A 15736-nucleotide genomic window follows, 5' to 3' on the forward strand; every position below is an offset into this window, starting at 1 on the left:
GGAGACCGCGCGATGACGACCAGCACGAACCAGGCCCCGGACTCCGAGGCAGCCACCCGCGAGGCGGCCGCTGCCCTGACCGGCGTCGAGACCACCGCCCGGTCGACGGCAGAGGCCGCCGCCCAGCCGGCCACCGGGATCACCGGGGCGCAGAGCCTCGTCCGGTCCCTCGAGGCCGTCGGCGTGGACGTGGTCTTCGGCATCCCGGGCGGGGCGATCCTCCCGCTCTACGACCCGCTGTTCGACTCGTTGGTGCACCACGTGCTGGTCCGCCACGAGCAGGGCGCCGGGCACGCGGCGACCGGCTACGCGCAGGCCACCGGCCGGGTCGGCGTCTGCATGGCCACCTCGGGCCCCGGCGCCACCAACCTGGTGACGCCGCTGGCCGACGCCTACATGGACTCGGTGCCGGTCGTGGCGATCACCGGCCAGGTGCCCAGCGGCGCCATCGGCACCGACGCCTTCCAGGAGGCGGACATCCGCGGCATCACGATGCCGGTCACCAAGCACAACTTCCTGGTCACCGACGCCGCCGAGATCCCGCAGCGGATCGCCGAGGCGTTCCACCTGGCGTCCACGGGCCGGCCCGGGCCCGTGCTGGTCGACGTCCCCAAGGACGTGCTGCAGGCCACGACGGACTTCTCCTGGCCGCCGCGGATGGATCTGCCCGGCTACAAGCCGACCACGCGGCCGCACGGCAAGCAGGTGCGCGAGGCGGCGACCCTCATCGCCGGTGCCTCCCGCCCGGTCCTCTACGTCGGTGGCGGCGTGCTCAAGGCCGGCGCGAGCGAGGAGCTGGCCGAGCTGGCCGAGCTGACCGGCGCTCCGGTGGTCACCACCCTCATGGCCCGGGGCGCCTTCCCCGACAGCAGCCCCCAGCACCTGGGGATGCCGGGCATGCACGGCACGGTGGCGGCGGTGACAGCGCTGCAGAAGGCCGACGTGCTGGTCGCCCTGGGCGCCCGGTTCGACGACCGCGTCACCGGCGAGCTGTCGAGCTTCGCGCCCGACGCCCTCGTCGTGCACGCCGACATCGACCCCGCCGAGATCGGCAAGAACCGCAAGGCCGACGTCCCGATCGTGGGCGACGCCAAGGAGACGATCGCCCAGCTGGTCGAGGCGCTGCGCGCCGAGCACGCCGCCGGCCGCACCCCCGACCTCGCCGCCTGGTGGGAGCAGCTGGACGACTGGCGGGACCGCTACCCGCTGGGCTACGACTGGCCGGAGGACGGCACGCTGTCGCCGCAGTACGTCATCGAGCGGCTCGGCGCGATCGCCGGCCCCGACGCGATCTACACCTCCGGCGTCGGCCAGCACCAGATGTGGGCCGCGCAGTTCATCAAGTACGAGAAGCCGGGCACCTGGCTCAACAGCGGCGGGCTGGGCACCATGGGCTACGCCGTGCCGGCCGCGATGGGGGCCAAGTACGGCTGCCCGGAGACCACGGTGTGGGCCATCGACGGCGACGGCTGCTTCCAGATGACCAACCAGGAGCTGGCCACCTGCGCCATCGAGGGCATCCCGATCAAGGTCGCCGTCATCAACAACGGCAACCTCGGCATGGTCCGGCAGTGGCAGACCCTCTTCTACGAGGGCCGCTACTCCAACACCAAGCTGCATGCGCGCAACGCCGACGGGACGCCCAAGCCGGTGCGCATCCCCGACTTCGTGGCGCTGGCCGAGGCGCTGGGGTGCGTCGGCCTGCGCTGCGAGAGCAAGGACGACGTGGACGCCGTCATCGAGAAGGCCATGGCCATCACGGACGCGCCCGTCGTCATCGACTTCGTGGTGGGCGCCGACGCGCAGGTCTGGCCGATGGTGGCCGCCGGTGCGAGCAACGACGCGATCCTGGCCGCGCGCGACGTGCGGCCCGTCTTCGGAGAGGGCCAGGTCTGATGTCGCGCCACACCTTGTCGGTGCTCGTCGAGAACAAGTCCGGTGTCCTGGCCCGCGTCTCGGCGCTGTTCAGCCGGCGCGGGTTCAACATCGAGTCCCTGGCCGTCGGGCCCACCGAGAACCCCGACCTGTCCCGCATGACGATCGTGGTCGACGCGGAGAGCCAGCCGCTGGAGCAGATCACCAAGCAGCTGAACAAGCTCATCGAGATCATCAAGATCGTCGAGCTGGACGGCGGGGCCGCCGTCCAGCGCGAGCTGCTGCTGGTCAAGGTCCGCGCTGCCATGGCCGAGCGCACCCAGGTGCTGCAGACCGCCGAGCTGTTCCGGGCGCGGGTCATCGACGTCAACCCCGACACAGTGACGCTCGAGGCCACCGGCACCCCGGACAAGCTGCAGGCCCTGCTGGCGGTGCTCGCGCCGCTCGGCATCAAGGAGATGGCCCAGTCCGGCACCGTCGCCCTGGGCCGGGGCCCGCGGGCGATGTCGGGCGCCGGTACCTTGCGCCCGGTCGAGCGCACCGCCTGAACCACCCGGCCCGTCCAGGGCCGATATGGCCACTTTGGCCCTTCCACCGACAGAAGGAGAGCACCACCGCATGGCCGCCGAGATCTTCTACGACGACGACGCCGACCTCTCGATCATCCAGGGGCGCACGGTCGCCGTCCTGGGGTACGGCAGCCAGGGGCACGCGCACGCGCTGTCCCTGCGCGACTCGGGTGTCGACGTCCGCGTCGGCCTCCCCGAGGGCAGCAAGAGCCGGGCCAAGGCCGAGGCCGAGGGCCTGCGCGTGGTCACGCCCGCCGAGGCGTCCGCCGAGGCCGACCTGATCATGATCCTGGCGCCGGACCACGTGCAGCGGACGCTGTACGCGGAGTCGGTCGAGCCGAACCTGCAGGACGGCGACGCGCTGTTCTTCGGCCACGGCTTCAACATCCGGTTCGGCTACATCAAGCCCCCGGCCGGTGTGGACGTCGCGATGGTCGCCCCCAAGGGCCCCGGTCACCTGGTGCGCCGCGAGTTCGAGAACGGCAAGGGCGTGCCCTGCCTCGTCGCAGTCGAGCAGGACGCCGGCGGCAACGCGCTGTCCCTGGCGCTGTCCTACGCCGCGGCCATCGGCGGCACCCGGGCCGGCGTCATCAAGACGACCTTCGCCGAGGAGACCGAGACCGACCTGTTCGGCGAGCAGGCCGTGCTCTGCGGCGGCGCCAGCGCGCTGATCACCGCCGGGTTCGAGACCCTCACCGAGGCCGGCTACCAGCCCGAGGTCGCCTACTTCGAGTGCCTCCACGAGCTCAAGCTGATCGTGGACCTCATGTACGAGGGCGGGATCGCCAAGCAGCGCTGGTCGGTGTCCGACACCGCCGAGTACGGCGACTACACCTCGGGCCCGAAGGTCATCGACGCCCGCGTCAAGGAGTCGATGGGCGAGGTCCTGGCCGCGATCAAGGACGGCTCGTGGGCCGCCGCCTTCATCGCCGACCAGGACGCCGGCGCCCCGGACTTCAAGGCCAAGCGCGCCGCCGCCGAGGCGCACCCGATCGAGGAGACCGGGCGCAAGCTGCGCGGCCTCATGAGCTGGGTCTCGGCCTCGGACGACTACACCGGTACCGCCGCCCGCAGCTGATCCGCAGCAGACGACGGCCCCCGCTCCCTCGATGGGAGCGGGGGCCGTCGTCGTGCCGGGGTCTCGGCCGGGTGAGGAGCCGCCGGGTCAGGAGCCGCTGGGGCGGCTCGCGTACCACTGCTGGGCGGCCTGGCCGCGCAGCAGCGAGATGATGACCGCCGGTCCCACGATGAGGAGCAGCCCGGCGCCGCCCAGGCCGAGGCCCTGCGCCAGCCCCACGACGAGGCCGATGAGCCACACCGCTGCGGTGAAGTAGGCGGCGTACAGCAGGATCTGCGGGGCGGCGCCGCGCAGCACCTGGATGCCGCCGACCACGAGCGCGACGCCCGCGGCGACGGCCAGGAGGCCGAGCAGCACGTCACCGGTGGTCAGCTCGACGTCGAAGCTGTCGGCCGCGGCGAGCCCGAGCAGGTTGAGCAGTGCGGTGAGGGCACCGATGATGATGGCGGTGACCGCGGCGCCGGTCACCGTGCCCGGGCGCTTGGTCGGAGCGGAGCCGGGCCAGCCGGGCGCGGCACCGTAGCCGGGCTGCTGGCCGTACGGCTGCTGTCCGTACTGGGGCTGTCCGTACTGCGGCTGGCCGTAGCCGGGCTGCTGGCCGTAGGGAGGCTGGCCGTACTGGGGCTGGCCGGGCTGCTGGCCGTAGCCGGGCTGCTGGCCGTAGCCCTGGGACGGCGGCTGGCCCTGCGGCGGGGGCGGCCCCCACCCGGGCTGCGGTGAACCGCCCTGCGGCTGGTCGGGGTCGGAACCGTTGGTCGGGCTGGACATGGTGCTGCGTCCTCCAGGTCGTCGGCGGCCCGTGGTGGCCACCGAGGCGGATCGCACGGATCGTCACACCGATCCGTGGGTGGGGCAGGGCGGGGTGCGGCGATCACCCGGTCCAGCGACCGGTGCGGCGGGCCCGGTGCGCGGCGTAGAAGTCGGCCGCCGGACGCAGGCAGAGCAGCACGACGATCGCGACGGCGGCGGCGAAGCCCAGCAGCACGAACAGCGCGCCGGCCGGATCACCAGCGCCCAGGGTGCCGAGCAGGACGAACGCGGTGAAGGCGATCGACAGGGATCCGCCCACGATCAGGACCACGCGGGTGCGTCCGGTGAGCGCCAGGATCGAGCCCCAGGCCATGAGCACGGTGTACAGGCCGAACACGACGCCGGCCACGACGATGCCGGCCGTGGCCGCGCTCCGCTCCTCGCTGCTCAGCTGACCGCCGAACTGTTCCTCGAACTCCAGGAACTCCGCCCCGCCGACGACGAGCACCAGGGCGGTGAGCAGACCCAGGGCAGCGAAGATCAGCCCGAACACGGCGGCGACGATGACGGCGGCCGGCCGGCTGGGCGTGCCGATGGACGCGTACTGACCCCCTTGCCCGAAGGGGTCCTGGCCGTAGGGCGGCTGGCCGTACTGGGGCTGGCCGTACGCGGGCTGGCCGTACTGGGGCTGACCGTAGGGCTGCTGGCCGTACGGGGGCTGGCCCTGGGGCGGCTGGCCGTACTGGGGCCGGCCGTACTGGGGCTGGCCGTACTGGGGCTGGCCGTAGGGGGGCTGCCCCGGGGTGTGCTGAGGGTTGTCCGGGCGGCCCGGATCGTCGGACTGGCTCATGCTTCCCTCCGGTCGGCACCGGTCGTGCGGTGCGGTCGCAGATCAGCATGTCCGGGCCGCTCACGGGCGGGCAAGCCGACCGGCCGCAGCTTCCGCCCCGGGCGGCGGGAGTGGGCCGCCGCCCCCGACCTAGGCTGTGGACCCGTGACCACGACCGCGCCCGTCGTCCTGATCGCCGAAGAACTGGCCCCGAGCGTGCTCGAGGTGCTCGGAACCGACGTCGAGATCCGGCACGTCGACGGCGCCGACCGGGCCGCGCTGCTCCCGGCCCTCGCCGATGCCGCGGCGGTGATGATCCGCAGCGCGACGCAGATCGACGCCGAGGCGCTCGCGGCCGCACCGAACCTCAAGGTGGTCGCCCGCGCCGGCATCGGCCTGGACAACGTCGACGTCGCCGCCGCCACCGAGCGCGGCGTCATGGTGGTCAACGCGCCGACGTCGAACATCGTCAGCGCCGCCGAGCACGCCGTCGCCCTGCTGCTCGCCGCCGCCCGCCAGATCCCCGCCGCCGACGCGACCCTGCGCGAGGGCCAGTGGAAGCGCTCGAAGTTCATGGGCGTCGAGGTCACCGAGAAGACCGTCGGCGTCGTCGGTCTCGGCCGGATCGGCGTCCTGTTCGCGCAGCGGCTGGCCGCATTCGGCGTCGAGCTCATCGCCTACGACCCCTACATCCAGCCCGGCCGCGCCGCCCAGCTCGGCGTCCGGCTGGTCTCGCTGGAGGAGCTGCTCCGCGAGTCGGACTTCATCTCCATCCACCTGCCCAAGACCCCCGAGACCCTGGGTCTGATCGGGGCCGAGCAGCTGGCGATGACCAAGCGGGGCGTGATCATCGTCAACGCCGCCCGCGGCGGCCTGGTGGACGAGGTGGCGCTGGCCGACGCGCTGCGCTCGGGCCAGGTGGGCGCGGCAGGCCTCGACGTCTACGCCACCGAGCCGACCACCGACAGCCCGCTGTTCGGGCTGCCCAACACCGTCGTCACCCCGCACCTGGGCGCCTCGACGACCGAGGCGCAGGACAAGGCCGGCACCGCCGTGGCGCGCTCCGTGCGGCTGGCGCTCCAGGGCGAGTTCGTGCCCGACGCGGTGAACGTGCAGGCCGGCGGCGTGGTCGCTGAGGACGTGCGGCCGGGGCTCCCGCTGGCCGAGAAGCTGGGCCGCGTCTTCACCGCGGTCGCCGGCGGGCTGGCGCAGTCGGTGACCGTCGACGTCCGCGGCAAGCTGGCCGAGTTCGACGCCTCGGTGCTCCAGCTGGCCGCCCTCAAGGGCATCTTCTCCGACGTCGTCGAGGAGCAGGTCACCTACGTCAACGCGCCGCTGCTCGCCGAGCAGCGCGGGCTGGACGTCGCCCTCACCAGCGACACCGACAGCCCCACCTACCGGAACCTGATCACGCTGCGCGGCGCCATGGCCGACGGTCGGGCGGTGGCGGTGTCGGGGACGCTCTTCGGCAAGAACCAGGTGCCGCGGCTGACCGAGGTGGCCGGGTTCGAGATCGACCTCGCGGCGTCGGGCAACCTGCTGTTCTTCACCTACGCCGACCGGCCGGGTGTCGTGGGGGCCGTCGGCGCGGCGCTGGGCGAGGCCGGGATCAACATCGCCGGTGCCCAGGTGAGCCCGGCGTCGGAGGACGGCGAGGCGCTGATGGCGGTCACCGTCGACGGCCCCGTCGCCCCCGAACTGCTCGACGCGATCGCCGGGCGCATCGGCGCGCGGGCAGCCCGGGCGGCCGACCTCACGACGCTCTGACCTAGGGTCCCTTCCCATGCGCCTGGCTGTGATCCCTGGAGACGGCATCGGTCCCGAGGTGGTGGCGGAGGGACTCAAGGTCCTGAGCGCGGTCGCCCCAGACCTGGAGACCACCCCGTACGACCTCGGTGCGACCCGGTGGCAGCGCACCGGTGAGCTGCTGCCCGACACCGTGGTCGACGAGCTCCGCCAGCACGACGCGATCCTGCTCGGCGCGATCGGCGACCCCGGCGTGCCCCCGGGCATCCTCGAGCGGGGGCTGCTGCTGCGGCTGCGCTTCGAGCTCGACCACCACGTGAACCTGCGCCCGGCGCGGCTGTTCGACGGCGTGCGCAGCCCGCTGGCCGCGCCCGGCCCGATCGACATGCTGTGCGTGCGGGAGGGCACCGAGGGGCCCTACGTGGGCAACGGCGGCGTCCTGCGCAAGGACACCCCGCACGAGGTAGCGACCGAGGTCAGCCTGAACACCGCGTTCGGCGTCGAGCGCGTGGTCCGGTACGCCTTCGAGCGGGCCACGGCGCGCCCCCGCAAGCACCTCACGCTGATCCACAAGACCAACGTGCTCACCCACGCCGGTGGCCTGTGGTCGCGCACCGTGGAGGAGGTGTCGGTGGAGTTCCCCGAGGTCACCGTCGCCTACCAGCACGTGGACGCCGCCTCGATGTTCTTCATCACCGACCCGGGCCGCTACGACGTCATCGTCACCGACAACCTGTTCGGCGACATCGTCACCGACATCGCGGCCGCGGTGACCGGTGGCATCGGCCTGGCCGCCAGCGGCAACCTCGACGCGTCCGGCACGAACCCGAGCATGTTCGAGCCGGTGCACGGCTCGGCCCCGGACATCGCCGGCCAGGGCATCGCCGACCCCACCGCCACGGTGCTGTCGGTCGGGCTGCTCCTCCAGCACCTCGGTCGCACCGAGCAGGCGCGGAAGGTCGACGCCGCGGTGGCCTTCGACCTGTCCACGCGTGACCCGCAGGCTCCGATCCGCACCACCGACGTCGGCGACCGCCTGGCCGCCCTCGCCGGCGGCTGAGTCACCCCTCGGGCGGCTCCTCGACGAGCAGACCGGCGACCGGCACGGGCAGCAGCGCCCGACCGGTCTGCCCGGGGGCAGGCCACTCGGGGCGCACCGTGCAGCCGGTGGGGGAGGACTCCACCAGCAGCACCGGCTGCCAGGTCCAGTCCTCGCCCGGTTCCCCGGCCGCGAAGGTCCCGGCGGGCAGCGGCTCGGGCAGCCGCGCCCACCAGCGCCGGTCCAGCGCGGCCAGCCCGCGCTGCCGCAGCAGGGCCGCGGCCTCGTCGCGCGGCCGGGGACCCGTCAGCGGGGTGCCGGTGAGCAGCAGCGGCAGCGCCGGGCCGGGGACGCCGTCGGCGCACAGCCAGCCCACCTGCTCGCCGTCGGCGCGGTGCACGGGGGTCCAGTCGGGCGGGATCACGAGGGGGCAGCCTGCCAGGGGTGGGCCGGGGGCCGCCCGTGATTTACTCGTCGCGATGCACCCCACCGGCACGATCATCATCGCCTAGCGCGCAGTTCCCTCCCCGACTGCGCGCAGACCTCCCGTACCCGGGGGGTCTTTTTCGTTGTCGGGCCGGCCGTTACTCCCGGGAGACACCGTGAGCACCTCCACCGACTTCCACGTCTTCGACACCACGCTGCGCGACGGCGCCCAGCGGGAGGGTGTCAGCTACTCGGTCGCCGACAAGCTGGCGGTGGCGCGGTTGCTGGACGAGATCGGGGTCGGGTTCATCGAGGGCGGCTGGCCGGGTGCGCTGCCCAAGGACACCGAGTTCTTCGCCCGGGCGCGCACCGAGCTGCAGCTCGAGCACGCCCAGCTGGTCGCCTTCGGGTCGACCCGGAAGGCCGGCGTCCGGGTGGAGGAGGACCTCCAGGTCCGCGCCCTGCTCGACGCCGGGACGTCGGTCGTGTGCCTGGTCGCCAAGTCCGACGTCCGGCACGTCCGCGAGGCGCTGCGGACCACGCCGGAGGAGAACCTGGCCATGGTGTCGGACACGGTGGCCTTCCTCGTCGCCCAGGGACGGAGGGTCTTCCTCGACTGCGAGCACTTCTTCGACGGGTACGCCGCCGACCGCGACTACGGGGTGCGGGTGCTGGAGACGGCGTTCGCCGCGGGGGCCGAGGTGGGGGTCCTGTGCGACACCAACGGCGGGATGCTGCCGATGGGCGTCGGGCGGGTGGTCGCCGACGTGCGCTCACGGGTCATCGGGCAGCTCGGCATCCACTGCCAGGACGACACCGGCTGCGCGGTCGCCAACACGCTGGCCGCGGTCGAGGCCGGGGTGACGCACGTGCAGGGGACGGCGAACGGCTACGGCGAGCGGGCCGGGAACGCCGACACCTTCGCGCTGATCGCCAACCTCGTCACCAAGATGGGCGTGCCCGCGGTGCCGGCCGGGTGCCTGCCGGAGCTGCAGCGGGTCAGCCACGCCATCGCCGAGCTCGCCAACATCGCCCCCGACGAGCACCAGCCCTTCGTCGGGGCGTCGGCGTTCGCGCACAAGGCCGGGCTGCACGCCAGCGCGATCAAGGTGAGCCCCGAGCTCTACAACCACCTGGACCCCGCCGTCGTCGGCAACGACATGCGCATCCTGGTCACCGAGATGGCCGGCCGGGCCTCGGTGGAGCTCAAGGGTCGCGAGCTGGGAGTGGATCTCGCCGGGCAGACCGACGCGATCGGCCGGGTCGTCGACCAGGTGAAGGTGCTGGAGGCCGACGGCTGGTCGTTCGAGGCCGCCGACGCCTCCTTCGAGCTGCTGCTGCGGGCCCAGCTGCCCGACGCGCCTCCGCCGCTGTTCGAGCTGGAGAGCTACAAGACCTCCGTCGAGCACTGGGGCAACGGCGTGGTGGTCAGCGAGGCGACGGTGAAGGTGCACGTCGACGGCGAGCGGATCATCAGCACCGGCGAGGGCAACGGTCCGGTCAATGCGCTGGACAACGCGCTGCGCCAGGCCCTGGTGCACCGCTACCCGCAGCTGGCCGACGTCTCCCTGGCCGACTACAAGGTCCGCATCCTCGGCTGGAAGGGCGGCACGAGCGCGACGACCCGGGTGCTCATCGACACGACCGACGGGACGGGGGAGTGGACCACCGTCGGGGTGCACGCCAACATCGTCGAGGCCTCCTGGCACGCGCTCGTCGACGCGCTCACCTACGCCGTCCTGCGCCGTCCTCAGCCGTAGCGGGAGATGTCACCGGTGCACGAGCTGGGCACCACTGCTGCGGTGACCCGGACGGTCGACCTGTGGGAGCGGCGACCGGCGGAGCGCGACTCCGCCTTCGAGGACTGGACCATCGACGGTGTCCCGTTGCGTCGCTTGGTGGCCGACCGCTGGGGGGTGCCGGACCTCCCGTCCGAGCTGACCCGGCTGTGGCCGGAGGCGCCTCGAGCGGCTGTTGCCGGTCTGAGAGCGCTGCTCGGGGACGGAACCCCGGACTTCGGGGACGGTCGCGTCGCCCTGCTGGTCTGCGCGGTCGATCAGGACATCAACTGTCGAGCGCTCGCTGCGAGCCTGGTCATCGAGATCGACGCGGTGCACTGGCGGGACGTCGGCTGGCAGGTGGACTTCGAGGAGTTCGTTCCTGCGCCGGACGAGTACGGACCACTGTCCACGTACAGCTTCGACCGGCGGCAGTACGAGGGCCTGCTCGGCGAGCTGCTGCGCCGTTACGAGGCGCTCGCCGCAGCAACACCGGCCGAGCCGCCCGTACGGCAGCGGCGCCGCCGGGCCCCGTGGTCGCGCTGAGCGGTGCGGCTCAGCCGTAGCGGGCGACGAAGTTCGCCAGCAGGCGCCCGGGGTGGGTCACCACCGCGGGCGTCAGCCGGGCGATGACCGCCTCGACCTCCGAGGGCGGGAAGTAGCCGGCGTGCTGGTAGATCCGCACCCGCTGCACGATCCCGGGGACGTCGAGCTCGGGGTGGAACTGGGTGGCGTAGACGTTCTCGCCCACCCTGAACATCTGCACCGGGCAGGTCGGCGACGAGGCCAGCAGCACCGCGTGCGGGGGCAGGAGCCGGCAGGCCTCCTTGTGGCCGACGAACGCCTCGAACCGCGCGGGCACGCCCGCGAGCAGGGGATCGCTGCTGCCCTCCGGCGTGAGGGTCACCTCGACCACGGACACCGGCTCGCCGTAGGTGCGGTCGACGACGCCGCCCTGGTGGGTCCCGAGCGTGCCGATGCCGTAGCAGGCGCCGAAGAAGGGCAGGTCCCTCGCCACGATCCGGTCGAGCAGACCGCCGACGTCCCGCTCCACCCGCAGCTGGACGGGGGACTTGTCCTCGTCGGCGTCGCTGGAGTTGAACGGCCCACCGCCCAGCATCACCCCGGCGAAGTCGTCGAGGTCCAGCTCGGGCAGCGGACCGGCCTCCAGGCGGATCCGGTGCAGCCGGTCGGCGGGCAGCCCGGTGAACCGCAGGAACGAGGCGTACTCCTCGTCGGCCGCCTCGTCCTCCGGTCGGGAGGAGAGCAGCAGGAAGGGGCGCACGCGGGTCAGCGCGGCTGGATCTCGCCCATGGGTCCCCAGCCGGAGACCTCCGGCGCGTCCACGTAGATGATCTGCGGCTGCGCCGACACCAGCTCCGGGGCCTGCTCGACGAACCGCTTGAAGGCGTCGGTGCCCACGTGCGCGGCACCGGCCTCGGAGTCGCGGAAGCCCTCGACGCAGACGAACGTGTTCGGCTCCTCCAGGCTCCGGGACCACTCGAAGAACAGCGAGCCCTCCTCGGCGTTGACCGCGTTGGCGTAGTCGGCGGCCAGGCCGGTCCACTCGTCGGCGCGCTCGGGACGGACGGGGAACTTCACGACGATCAGGATCATGGAATCGATTCTGCTCTGTCACCCCGAGTGGGGCCCGGAGGGCTCCGCGCAGGGGTGACGGACGGCTCAGCCCGACGGGGGGACGGCACCTGGCCGCGGTTGCTGCCCGGAGGGCAGCCGTGTGCGCAGCAGGCAGAACTCGTTGCCCTCGGGGTCGGCCAGCACGTGCCAGCCCTCGTCGCCGGTCTGGCCGACCTCGACAGGGGTGGCACCGAGGTCGAGCAGCCGCTGCAGCTCGGCGTCCTGGTCGCGGTCGGTCGGGTTCAGATCGATGTGCAGCCGCACCTTCCCGGGGGTCGGGTCGGTGACGGGGGCGAACACCAGCGTCGGGGCGGGGCCACCGAAGCCCGAGGCGGGGCCGATCTCGATGGCGCCGTCCTCGTCGCCGAGGACCTCGTAGTCGAGCACCGCCGCCCAGAAGGCGGCGAGCGATCCGGGGTCGCGGCTGTCGACGACCAGCTCGGAGAAACGGCATGCCATGAGCCGGAACGGTAGGCCGGGAGCCGCCCGCCCGCCCGCCGACTAACCTCGGCTCGTGCGCATCGTCCGTTTTGCCTCCCCTCAGGGAATGTCCTTCGGCGTCCTCGACGGGGACGGCCAGATCGCCCAGATCGAGGGCCACCCCTTCGGCCAGATCAACTTCACCGGCACGCGCTTCGCGCAGGCCGACATCCGGCTGCTCTCGCCGATCCTGCCGAGCAAGGTGGTGTGCGTCGGCAAGAACTACGCCGACCACGTGAAGGAGATGAACACCGGGGACGCTCCGAAGGAGCCCCTGCTGTTCCTCAAGCCCTCCACGTCGGTGATCGGCCCGGGTGACGCCATCCGCATCCCGCCGGGCAGCACCAACGTCCACCACGAGGCGGAGCTCGCGGTCGTGATCGGGGCCCGTGGCGCCCGGAACGTCACGCCGGAGCAGGCGCTGAGCAGCGTCTTCGGCTACACGATCGGCAACGACGTCACCGAGCGCGACATGCAGCGCAACGACGGCCAGTGGACCCGGGCCAAGGGCTTCGACTCGTTCTGCCCGCTGGGGCCGTGGATCGAGACCGACCTGCCCGGGCTCGGCCTGGACGCCACCGACCTCGAGGTCACCTGCACCGTCGACGGCGAGCCGCGGCAGCACGGGCGCACCAGCCAGCTGCTCTTCGGCATCCCGACCCTGATCTCGCACATCTCGCGGGTCATGACGCTGCTGCCCGGTGACGTCGTCCTCACCGGCACGCCCGCCGGCGTCGGCCCGATCCGCCCCGGTCAGCAGGTCGAGTGCTCGATCCAGGGGCTGGGCACCCTGACCAACTCGGTCAGCGACGCCGACCCGGTCTCCACCGCGGGCGCGGCCCGGTGACGGCCCCGACCCCGCCCACCGCCCCGACGACGAGCCCGCGCACCCGGTTCTGCCCGTCGCCCACCGGCCTGGTCCACGTCGGGCTCGTCCGGACGGCGCTGTTCAACTGGGCGCACGCCCGGCACCACGGCGGCACGTTCGTCTTCCGCATCGAGGACACCGATGCCGCGCGCGACTCCGAGGAGTCCTATCGCCACCTGCTCGACAGCCTGCGCTGGCTCGGGCTGGACTGGGACGAGGGCCCCGAGGTGGGCGGTCCCCACGGGCCCTACCGCCAGTCCGAGCGGCACGACGTCTACCGCGAGGTGGCCGCCAAGCTGCTCGAGTCGGGTCATGCCTACGAGTCCTTCTCCACCAACGAGGAGGTCGACGCCCGCCGTCGGGCGGCCGGCCAGGACCCGAAGCTCGGGTACGACAACCACGACCGCTTGCTGACCGATGCGCAGAAGGCCGCCTTGCGCGACGAGGGCCGCTCCCCGGTGCTCCGGCTGCGCATGCCCGACGAGGACCTGGTCTGGACCGACCTGGTCCGCGGCGAGGTGCGGTTCGCGGCCGGTGCGGTGCCCGACTTCGTGCTGGTGCGCGGCAACGGCGCCCCGCTCTACCCGTTCGTCAACCCGGTGGACGACGCCCTCATGGGCATCACCGACGTGCTCCGCGGTGAGGACCTGCTGCCCTCCACGCCCCGGCAGCTGGCCCTCTACGCGGCGCTCACCGACATCGGCGTCGCCTCGGTCACCCCCCGCTTCGGGCACCTGCCGCTGGTGACCGGCGAGGGCACCAAGAAGCTCTCCAAGCGCGACCCCACGTCGAACCTGGACGTCTACCGCGAGCGGGGCTTCCTGCCCGAGGGGCTGGTCAACTACCTCTCCCTGCTCGGCTGGTCGATCGCCGAGGACCGTGACGTCTTCTCCACCGCCGAGCTCGTCGAGGCCTTCGACATCACCCGGGTCAGCGCCAACCCGGCGCGCTTCGACCTGAAGAAGGCCGAGGCGATCAACGCCACGCACCTCCGCGCGCTGCCGGTGGCGGAGTTCACCGACCGCGTGGTGCCCTACCTGGCCCAGGCGGGCCTGGTCACCGACCCGCCGACGGCGGAGCAGGCCGCGGTCCTGGAGGCCATCGCACCGATGGCCCAGGAGCGCATGGTCGTGCTCTCCGAGGCGGTCGGGCTGCTGGGCTTCCTCTTCGTCGACGAGGTGCAGATCGATCCGGCCGCGGCGGACAAGCAGCTGTCCGGCGAGGCGGCGGTCGAGGTGCTGGACGCGGCGACCACCGCCCTGCGGGAGCTGGCCGAGTGGACCACCCCGGCGATCGAGCAGGCGCTGAAGGACTCCCTGGTCGAGGGCCTGGGCCGCAAGCCGCGGCAGGCGTTCGGGCCGGTGCGGGTCGCGGTCAGCGGGCGGACGGTCTCGCCGCCGCTCTACGAGTCGATGGAGCTGCTGGGCCGGGAGCGGACGCTGGCCCGGCTGGTCGCGGCCCGCGAGGTGGCGACCGCGGCATGATTCCGCCGGGGGCCGGCGCGCGACCGGACGACGAGCGGTACGCCGGTCCGCCGCCGACCCTGCGGCCCGGGCCGGACCAGCTGCCTCCCGCGCCGTGGCCGCAGCCGGCGCCGTGGCCACCGCAGGGGGCGGCCTGGCCGCAGCAGGGCCCGTGGGTGCCCCAGCCCGGGCCGTGGCCGCCGCAGGTGGTCTGGGCGCCGCCGCCGGGCACGCCCCCGCACGACGAGCCGCAGCCCTTCCTGCGGGCCATGCGGGCCCGCGACTGGGCGTGGTGGCGTCCGCTGGTGGGGCTGCTGCTGCTCGCGGTGGTCTTCGGCGTGGCCAGCGCGGTCGTCGGGGTGCTGGGCCTGCTCACCGGCATCAGCCCCGACCTGACGATGGACGACCTGCTCGATCCCGCGGTCCTGCTGGTCACCAACGGCGCCCTGGTCGTGGCCATCCCGGTCGTGTGGCTGGCCTGGGCCGTGGCGCACGGGATGCGGCCGGGCTGGTCCTCCTCGGTCCTGGCCAGGCTGCGATGGCGGCTGCTGCCGCGGCTCACCCTCCTCGCCCTGGCCACCCTCGGGCTCGTCATCGCCGCCGGCGTGGCGTTCGACCTCACCGCGGGGGAGGGGCAGGTGGAGGGGCCGATCCCCGGCTGGGGCTGGCTGCTCGTCGTCGTCCTGCTCACCACCCCGCTGCAGTCGGCCGCGGAGGAGTACCTGTTCCGCGGCTACCTCAGCCAGGCGATCGCCGGCTGGGTGCGCAGGCCGTCGGTGGGGGCGGTGCTGGCCGCCGTCGTCACCGGAACGCTCTTCTCGCTGGCCCACCTGCCACCGGACCTGCCGACCTTCCTGGACCGGTTCTTCTTCGCGCTGGCGGCCTCGGCTGTGGTGTGGCTGACCGGGGGCCTGGAGGCCGCGATCGTGCTGCACGCGGTCAACAACGTGCTGCTGTTCGTCCTGGCCGGGTTGCTGGGCGAGGACGTCATCGCCATGGGCGAGGTGCCCGAGGGTGCCGGCCTGGCGTCGCTCGCGTTCGGCGTGCTGGGCATGGCCGGCTACGTGGCGGCGGTGGCCTGGTGGGCGAGGAGGGCCCGTCCCGAGCGGCGCACCGAGGCCCAGGACCTGCGTCCCCCGTGGCTGCGGCCGGCCGCAGCGGCCCCGGACCCGGCCGCCTGACCCGCCGACCGGGGGG

The 15736-nt window shown here is 73.1% G+C and carries 16 protein-coding genes; 10 read left to right on the forward strand and 6 right to left on the reverse strand.

The genetic code is table 11. From position 1 onward, the window contains the following. The first annotated feature begins 12 nt into the window (after window positions 1–12). The 3 genes from GCU60_RS11660 to ilvC all read left to right on the forward strand — a co-directional run bounded on the left by GCU60_RS11660 (window position 13) and on the right by ilvC (window position 3522). On the forward strand, window positions 13–1896 hold the full coding sequence (locus tag GCU60_RS11660) for an acetolactate synthase large subunit (RefSeq protein WP_163205351.1): 1884 nt from the start codon (window positions 13–15) through the stop codon (window positions 1894–1896). Then, window positions 1896–2423 carry an acetolactate synthase small subunit gene (gene ilvN, locus GCU60_RS11665; protein ID WP_014377556.1) on the forward strand — a complete coding sequence of 176 codons (528 nt, stop codon included), beginning with the start codon at window positions 1896–1898 and terminating at the stop codon, window positions 2421–2423. Before GCU60_RS11660 ends, ilvN begins: the two co-directional genes overlap by 1 nt. Before the next feature lie 70 nt (window positions 2424–2493). Next, the gene (ilvC, locus tag GCU60_RS11670) at window positions 2494–3522 is read left to right on the forward strand and encodes a ketol-acid reductoisomerase (RefSeq protein WP_163205353.1); all 1029 of its coding nucleotides are present in this window, start codon (window positions 2494–2496) and stop codon (window positions 3520–3522) included. Window positions 3523–3609: 87 nt separating this feature from the next. Here the strand turns inward: ilvC and GCU60_RS19885 are convergent, their stop codons facing one another. Both GCU60_RS19885 and GCU60_RS19890 read right to left on the reverse strand, forming a co-directional pair. Further along, window positions 3610–4290: a hypothetical protein gene (locus tag GCU60_RS19885; protein ID WP_204261877.1), complete on the reverse strand. Its 681-nt coding sequence runs from the start codon at window positions 4288–4290 to the stop codon at window positions 3610–3612. A gap of 103 nt (window positions 4291–4393) precedes the next feature. Beyond that, complete coding sequence (locus GCU60_RS19890) at window positions 4394–5122, reverse strand: hypothetical protein (RefSeq protein ID WP_204261878.1); 729 nt, start codon at window positions 5120–5122, stop codon at window positions 4394–4396. Between the two features lie 144 nt (window positions 5123–5266). Here GCU60_RS19890 and serA point away from each other — a divergent pair, with 144 nt between their 5' ends. Next, entirely contained in the window at window positions 5267–6868 is a 1602-nt protein-coding gene (serA, locus tag GCU60_RS11685; protein WP_163205355.1) for a phosphoglycerate dehydrogenase, read from the forward strand. A 16-nt stretch (window positions 6869–6884) separates the two neighbouring features. Then, the gene (locus tag GCU60_RS11690) at window positions 6885–7907 is read left to right on the forward strand and encodes a 3-isopropylmalate dehydrogenase (RefSeq protein WP_163205357.1); all 1023 of its coding nucleotides are present in this window, start codon (window positions 6885–6887) and stop codon (window positions 7905–7907) included. 1 nt (window position 7908) lies between these two features. Here GCU60_RS11690 and GCU60_RS11695 read toward each other — a convergent pair whose 3' ends face one another. Continuing rightward, entirely contained in the window at window positions 7909–8310 is a 402-nt protein-coding gene (locus tag GCU60_RS11695; protein WP_163205359.1) for a hypothetical protein, read from the reverse strand. 178 nt (window positions 8311–8488) lie between these two features. On the opposite strand from GCU60_RS11695, the gene cimA reads away from it, so the two are divergent. Further along, entirely contained in the window at window positions 8489–10072 is a 1584-nt protein-coding gene (gene cimA, locus GCU60_RS11700; RefSeq protein ID WP_163205361.1) for a citramalate synthase, read from the forward strand. 15 nt (window positions 10073–10087) lie between these two features. Then, window positions 10088–10636, forward strand: coding sequence for a hypothetical protein (locus GCU60_RS11705; RefSeq protein ID WP_163205363.1), 549 nt, complete (start codon window positions 10088–10090; stop codon window positions 10634–10636). Window positions 10637–10646: 10 nt separating this feature from the next. Here the strand turns inward: GCU60_RS11705 and GCU60_RS11710 are convergent, their stop codons facing one another. From GCU60_RS11710 to GCU60_RS11720, 3 genes are all read right to left on the reverse strand, one after another. After that, complete coding sequence (locus GCU60_RS11710) at window positions 10647–11375, reverse strand: glutamine amidotransferase (RefSeq protein WP_163205365.1); 729 nt, start codon at window positions 11373–11375, stop codon at window positions 10647–10649. 5 nt (window positions 11376–11380) lie between these two features. Continuing rightward, complete coding sequence (locus tag GCU60_RS11715; protein WP_163205367.1) at window positions 11381–11707, reverse strand: putative quinol monooxygenase; 327 nt, start codon at window positions 11705–11707, stop codon at window positions 11381–11383. A gap of 66 nt (window positions 11708–11773) precedes the next feature. Then, entirely contained in the window at window positions 11774–12187 is a 414-nt protein-coding gene (locus tag GCU60_RS11720) for a VOC family protein (RefSeq protein WP_163205369.1), read from the reverse strand. 55 nt (window positions 12188–12242) lie between these two features. On the opposite strand from GCU60_RS11720, the gene GCU60_RS11725 reads away from it, so the two are divergent. Genes GCU60_RS11725 through GCU60_RS11735 form a run of 3 tightly spaced genes read left to right on the forward strand, consistent with a single transcriptional unit; the run spans window position 12243 to window position 15720 of the window. Beyond that, window positions 12243–13055, forward strand: coding sequence for a fumarylacetoacetate hydrolase family protein (locus GCU60_RS11725; RefSeq protein ID WP_163205371.1), 813 nt, complete (start codon window positions 12243–12245; stop codon window positions 13053–13055). Then, entirely contained in the window at window positions 13052–14560 is a 1509-nt protein-coding gene (gene gltX / locus GCU60_RS11730; protein WP_163205373.1) for a glutamate--tRNA ligase, read from the forward strand. The genes GCU60_RS11725 and gltX overlap by 4 nt, the downstream gene beginning before the upstream one ends. Continuing rightward, window positions 14557–15720 (forward strand): CPBP family intramembrane glutamic endopeptidase, encoded by a 1164-nt coding sequence (locus tag GCU60_RS11735; protein ID WP_163205375.1) that lies wholly within the window; start codon window positions 14557–14559, stop codon window positions 15718–15720. Before gltX ends, GCU60_RS11735 begins: the two co-directional genes overlap by 4 nt. Window positions 15721–15736 lie beyond the last annotated feature (16 nt).

The sequence above is a fragment of the Blastococcus saxobsidens genome, from assembly GCF_010682065.1.
GTDB classification, from domain to species: Bacteria; Actinomycetota; Actinomycetes; order Mycobacteriales; family Geodermatophilaceae; genus Blastococcus; species Blastococcus saxobsidens_B.

Bases quoted from the DNA above. Each gene is read 5' to 3' on its own strand.
- GCU60_RS11660 (WP_163205351.1), top strand. From the start codon at position 13: ATGACGACCAGCACGAACCAGGCCCCGGACTCCGAGGCAGCCACCCGC.
- ilvN (WP_014377556.1), top strand. From the start codon at position 1,896: ATGTCGCGCCACACCTTGTCGGTGCTCGTCGAGAACAAGTCCGGTGTC.
- ilvC (WP_163205353.1), top strand. From the start codon at position 2,494: ATGGCCGCCGAGATCTTCTACGACGACGACGCCGACCTCTCGATCATC.
- GCU60_RS19885 (WP_204261877.1), bottom strand. From the start codon at position 4,290: ATGTCCAGCCCGACCAACGGTTCCGACCCCGACCAGCCGCAGGGCGGT.
- GCU60_RS19890 (WP_204261878.1), bottom strand. From the start codon at position 5,122: ATGAGCCAGTCCGACGATCCGGGCCGCCCGGACAACCCTCAGCACACC.
- GCU60_RS11690 (WP_163205357.1), top strand. From the start codon at position 6,885: ATGCGCCTGGCTGTGATCCCTGGAGACGGCATCGGTCCCGAGGTGGTG.
- GCU60_RS11715 (WP_163205367.1), bottom strand. From the start codon at position 11,707: ATGATCCTGATCGTCGTGAAGTTCCCCGTCCGTCCCGAGCGCGCCGAC.
- GCU60_RS11720 (WP_163205369.1), bottom strand. From the start codon at position 12,187: ATGGCATGCCGTTTCTCCGAGCTGGTCGTCGACAGCCGCGACCCCGGA.
- GCU60_RS11735 (WP_163205375.1), top strand. From the start codon at position 14,557: ATGATTCCGCCGGGGGCCGGCGCGCGACCGGACGACGAGCGGTACGCC.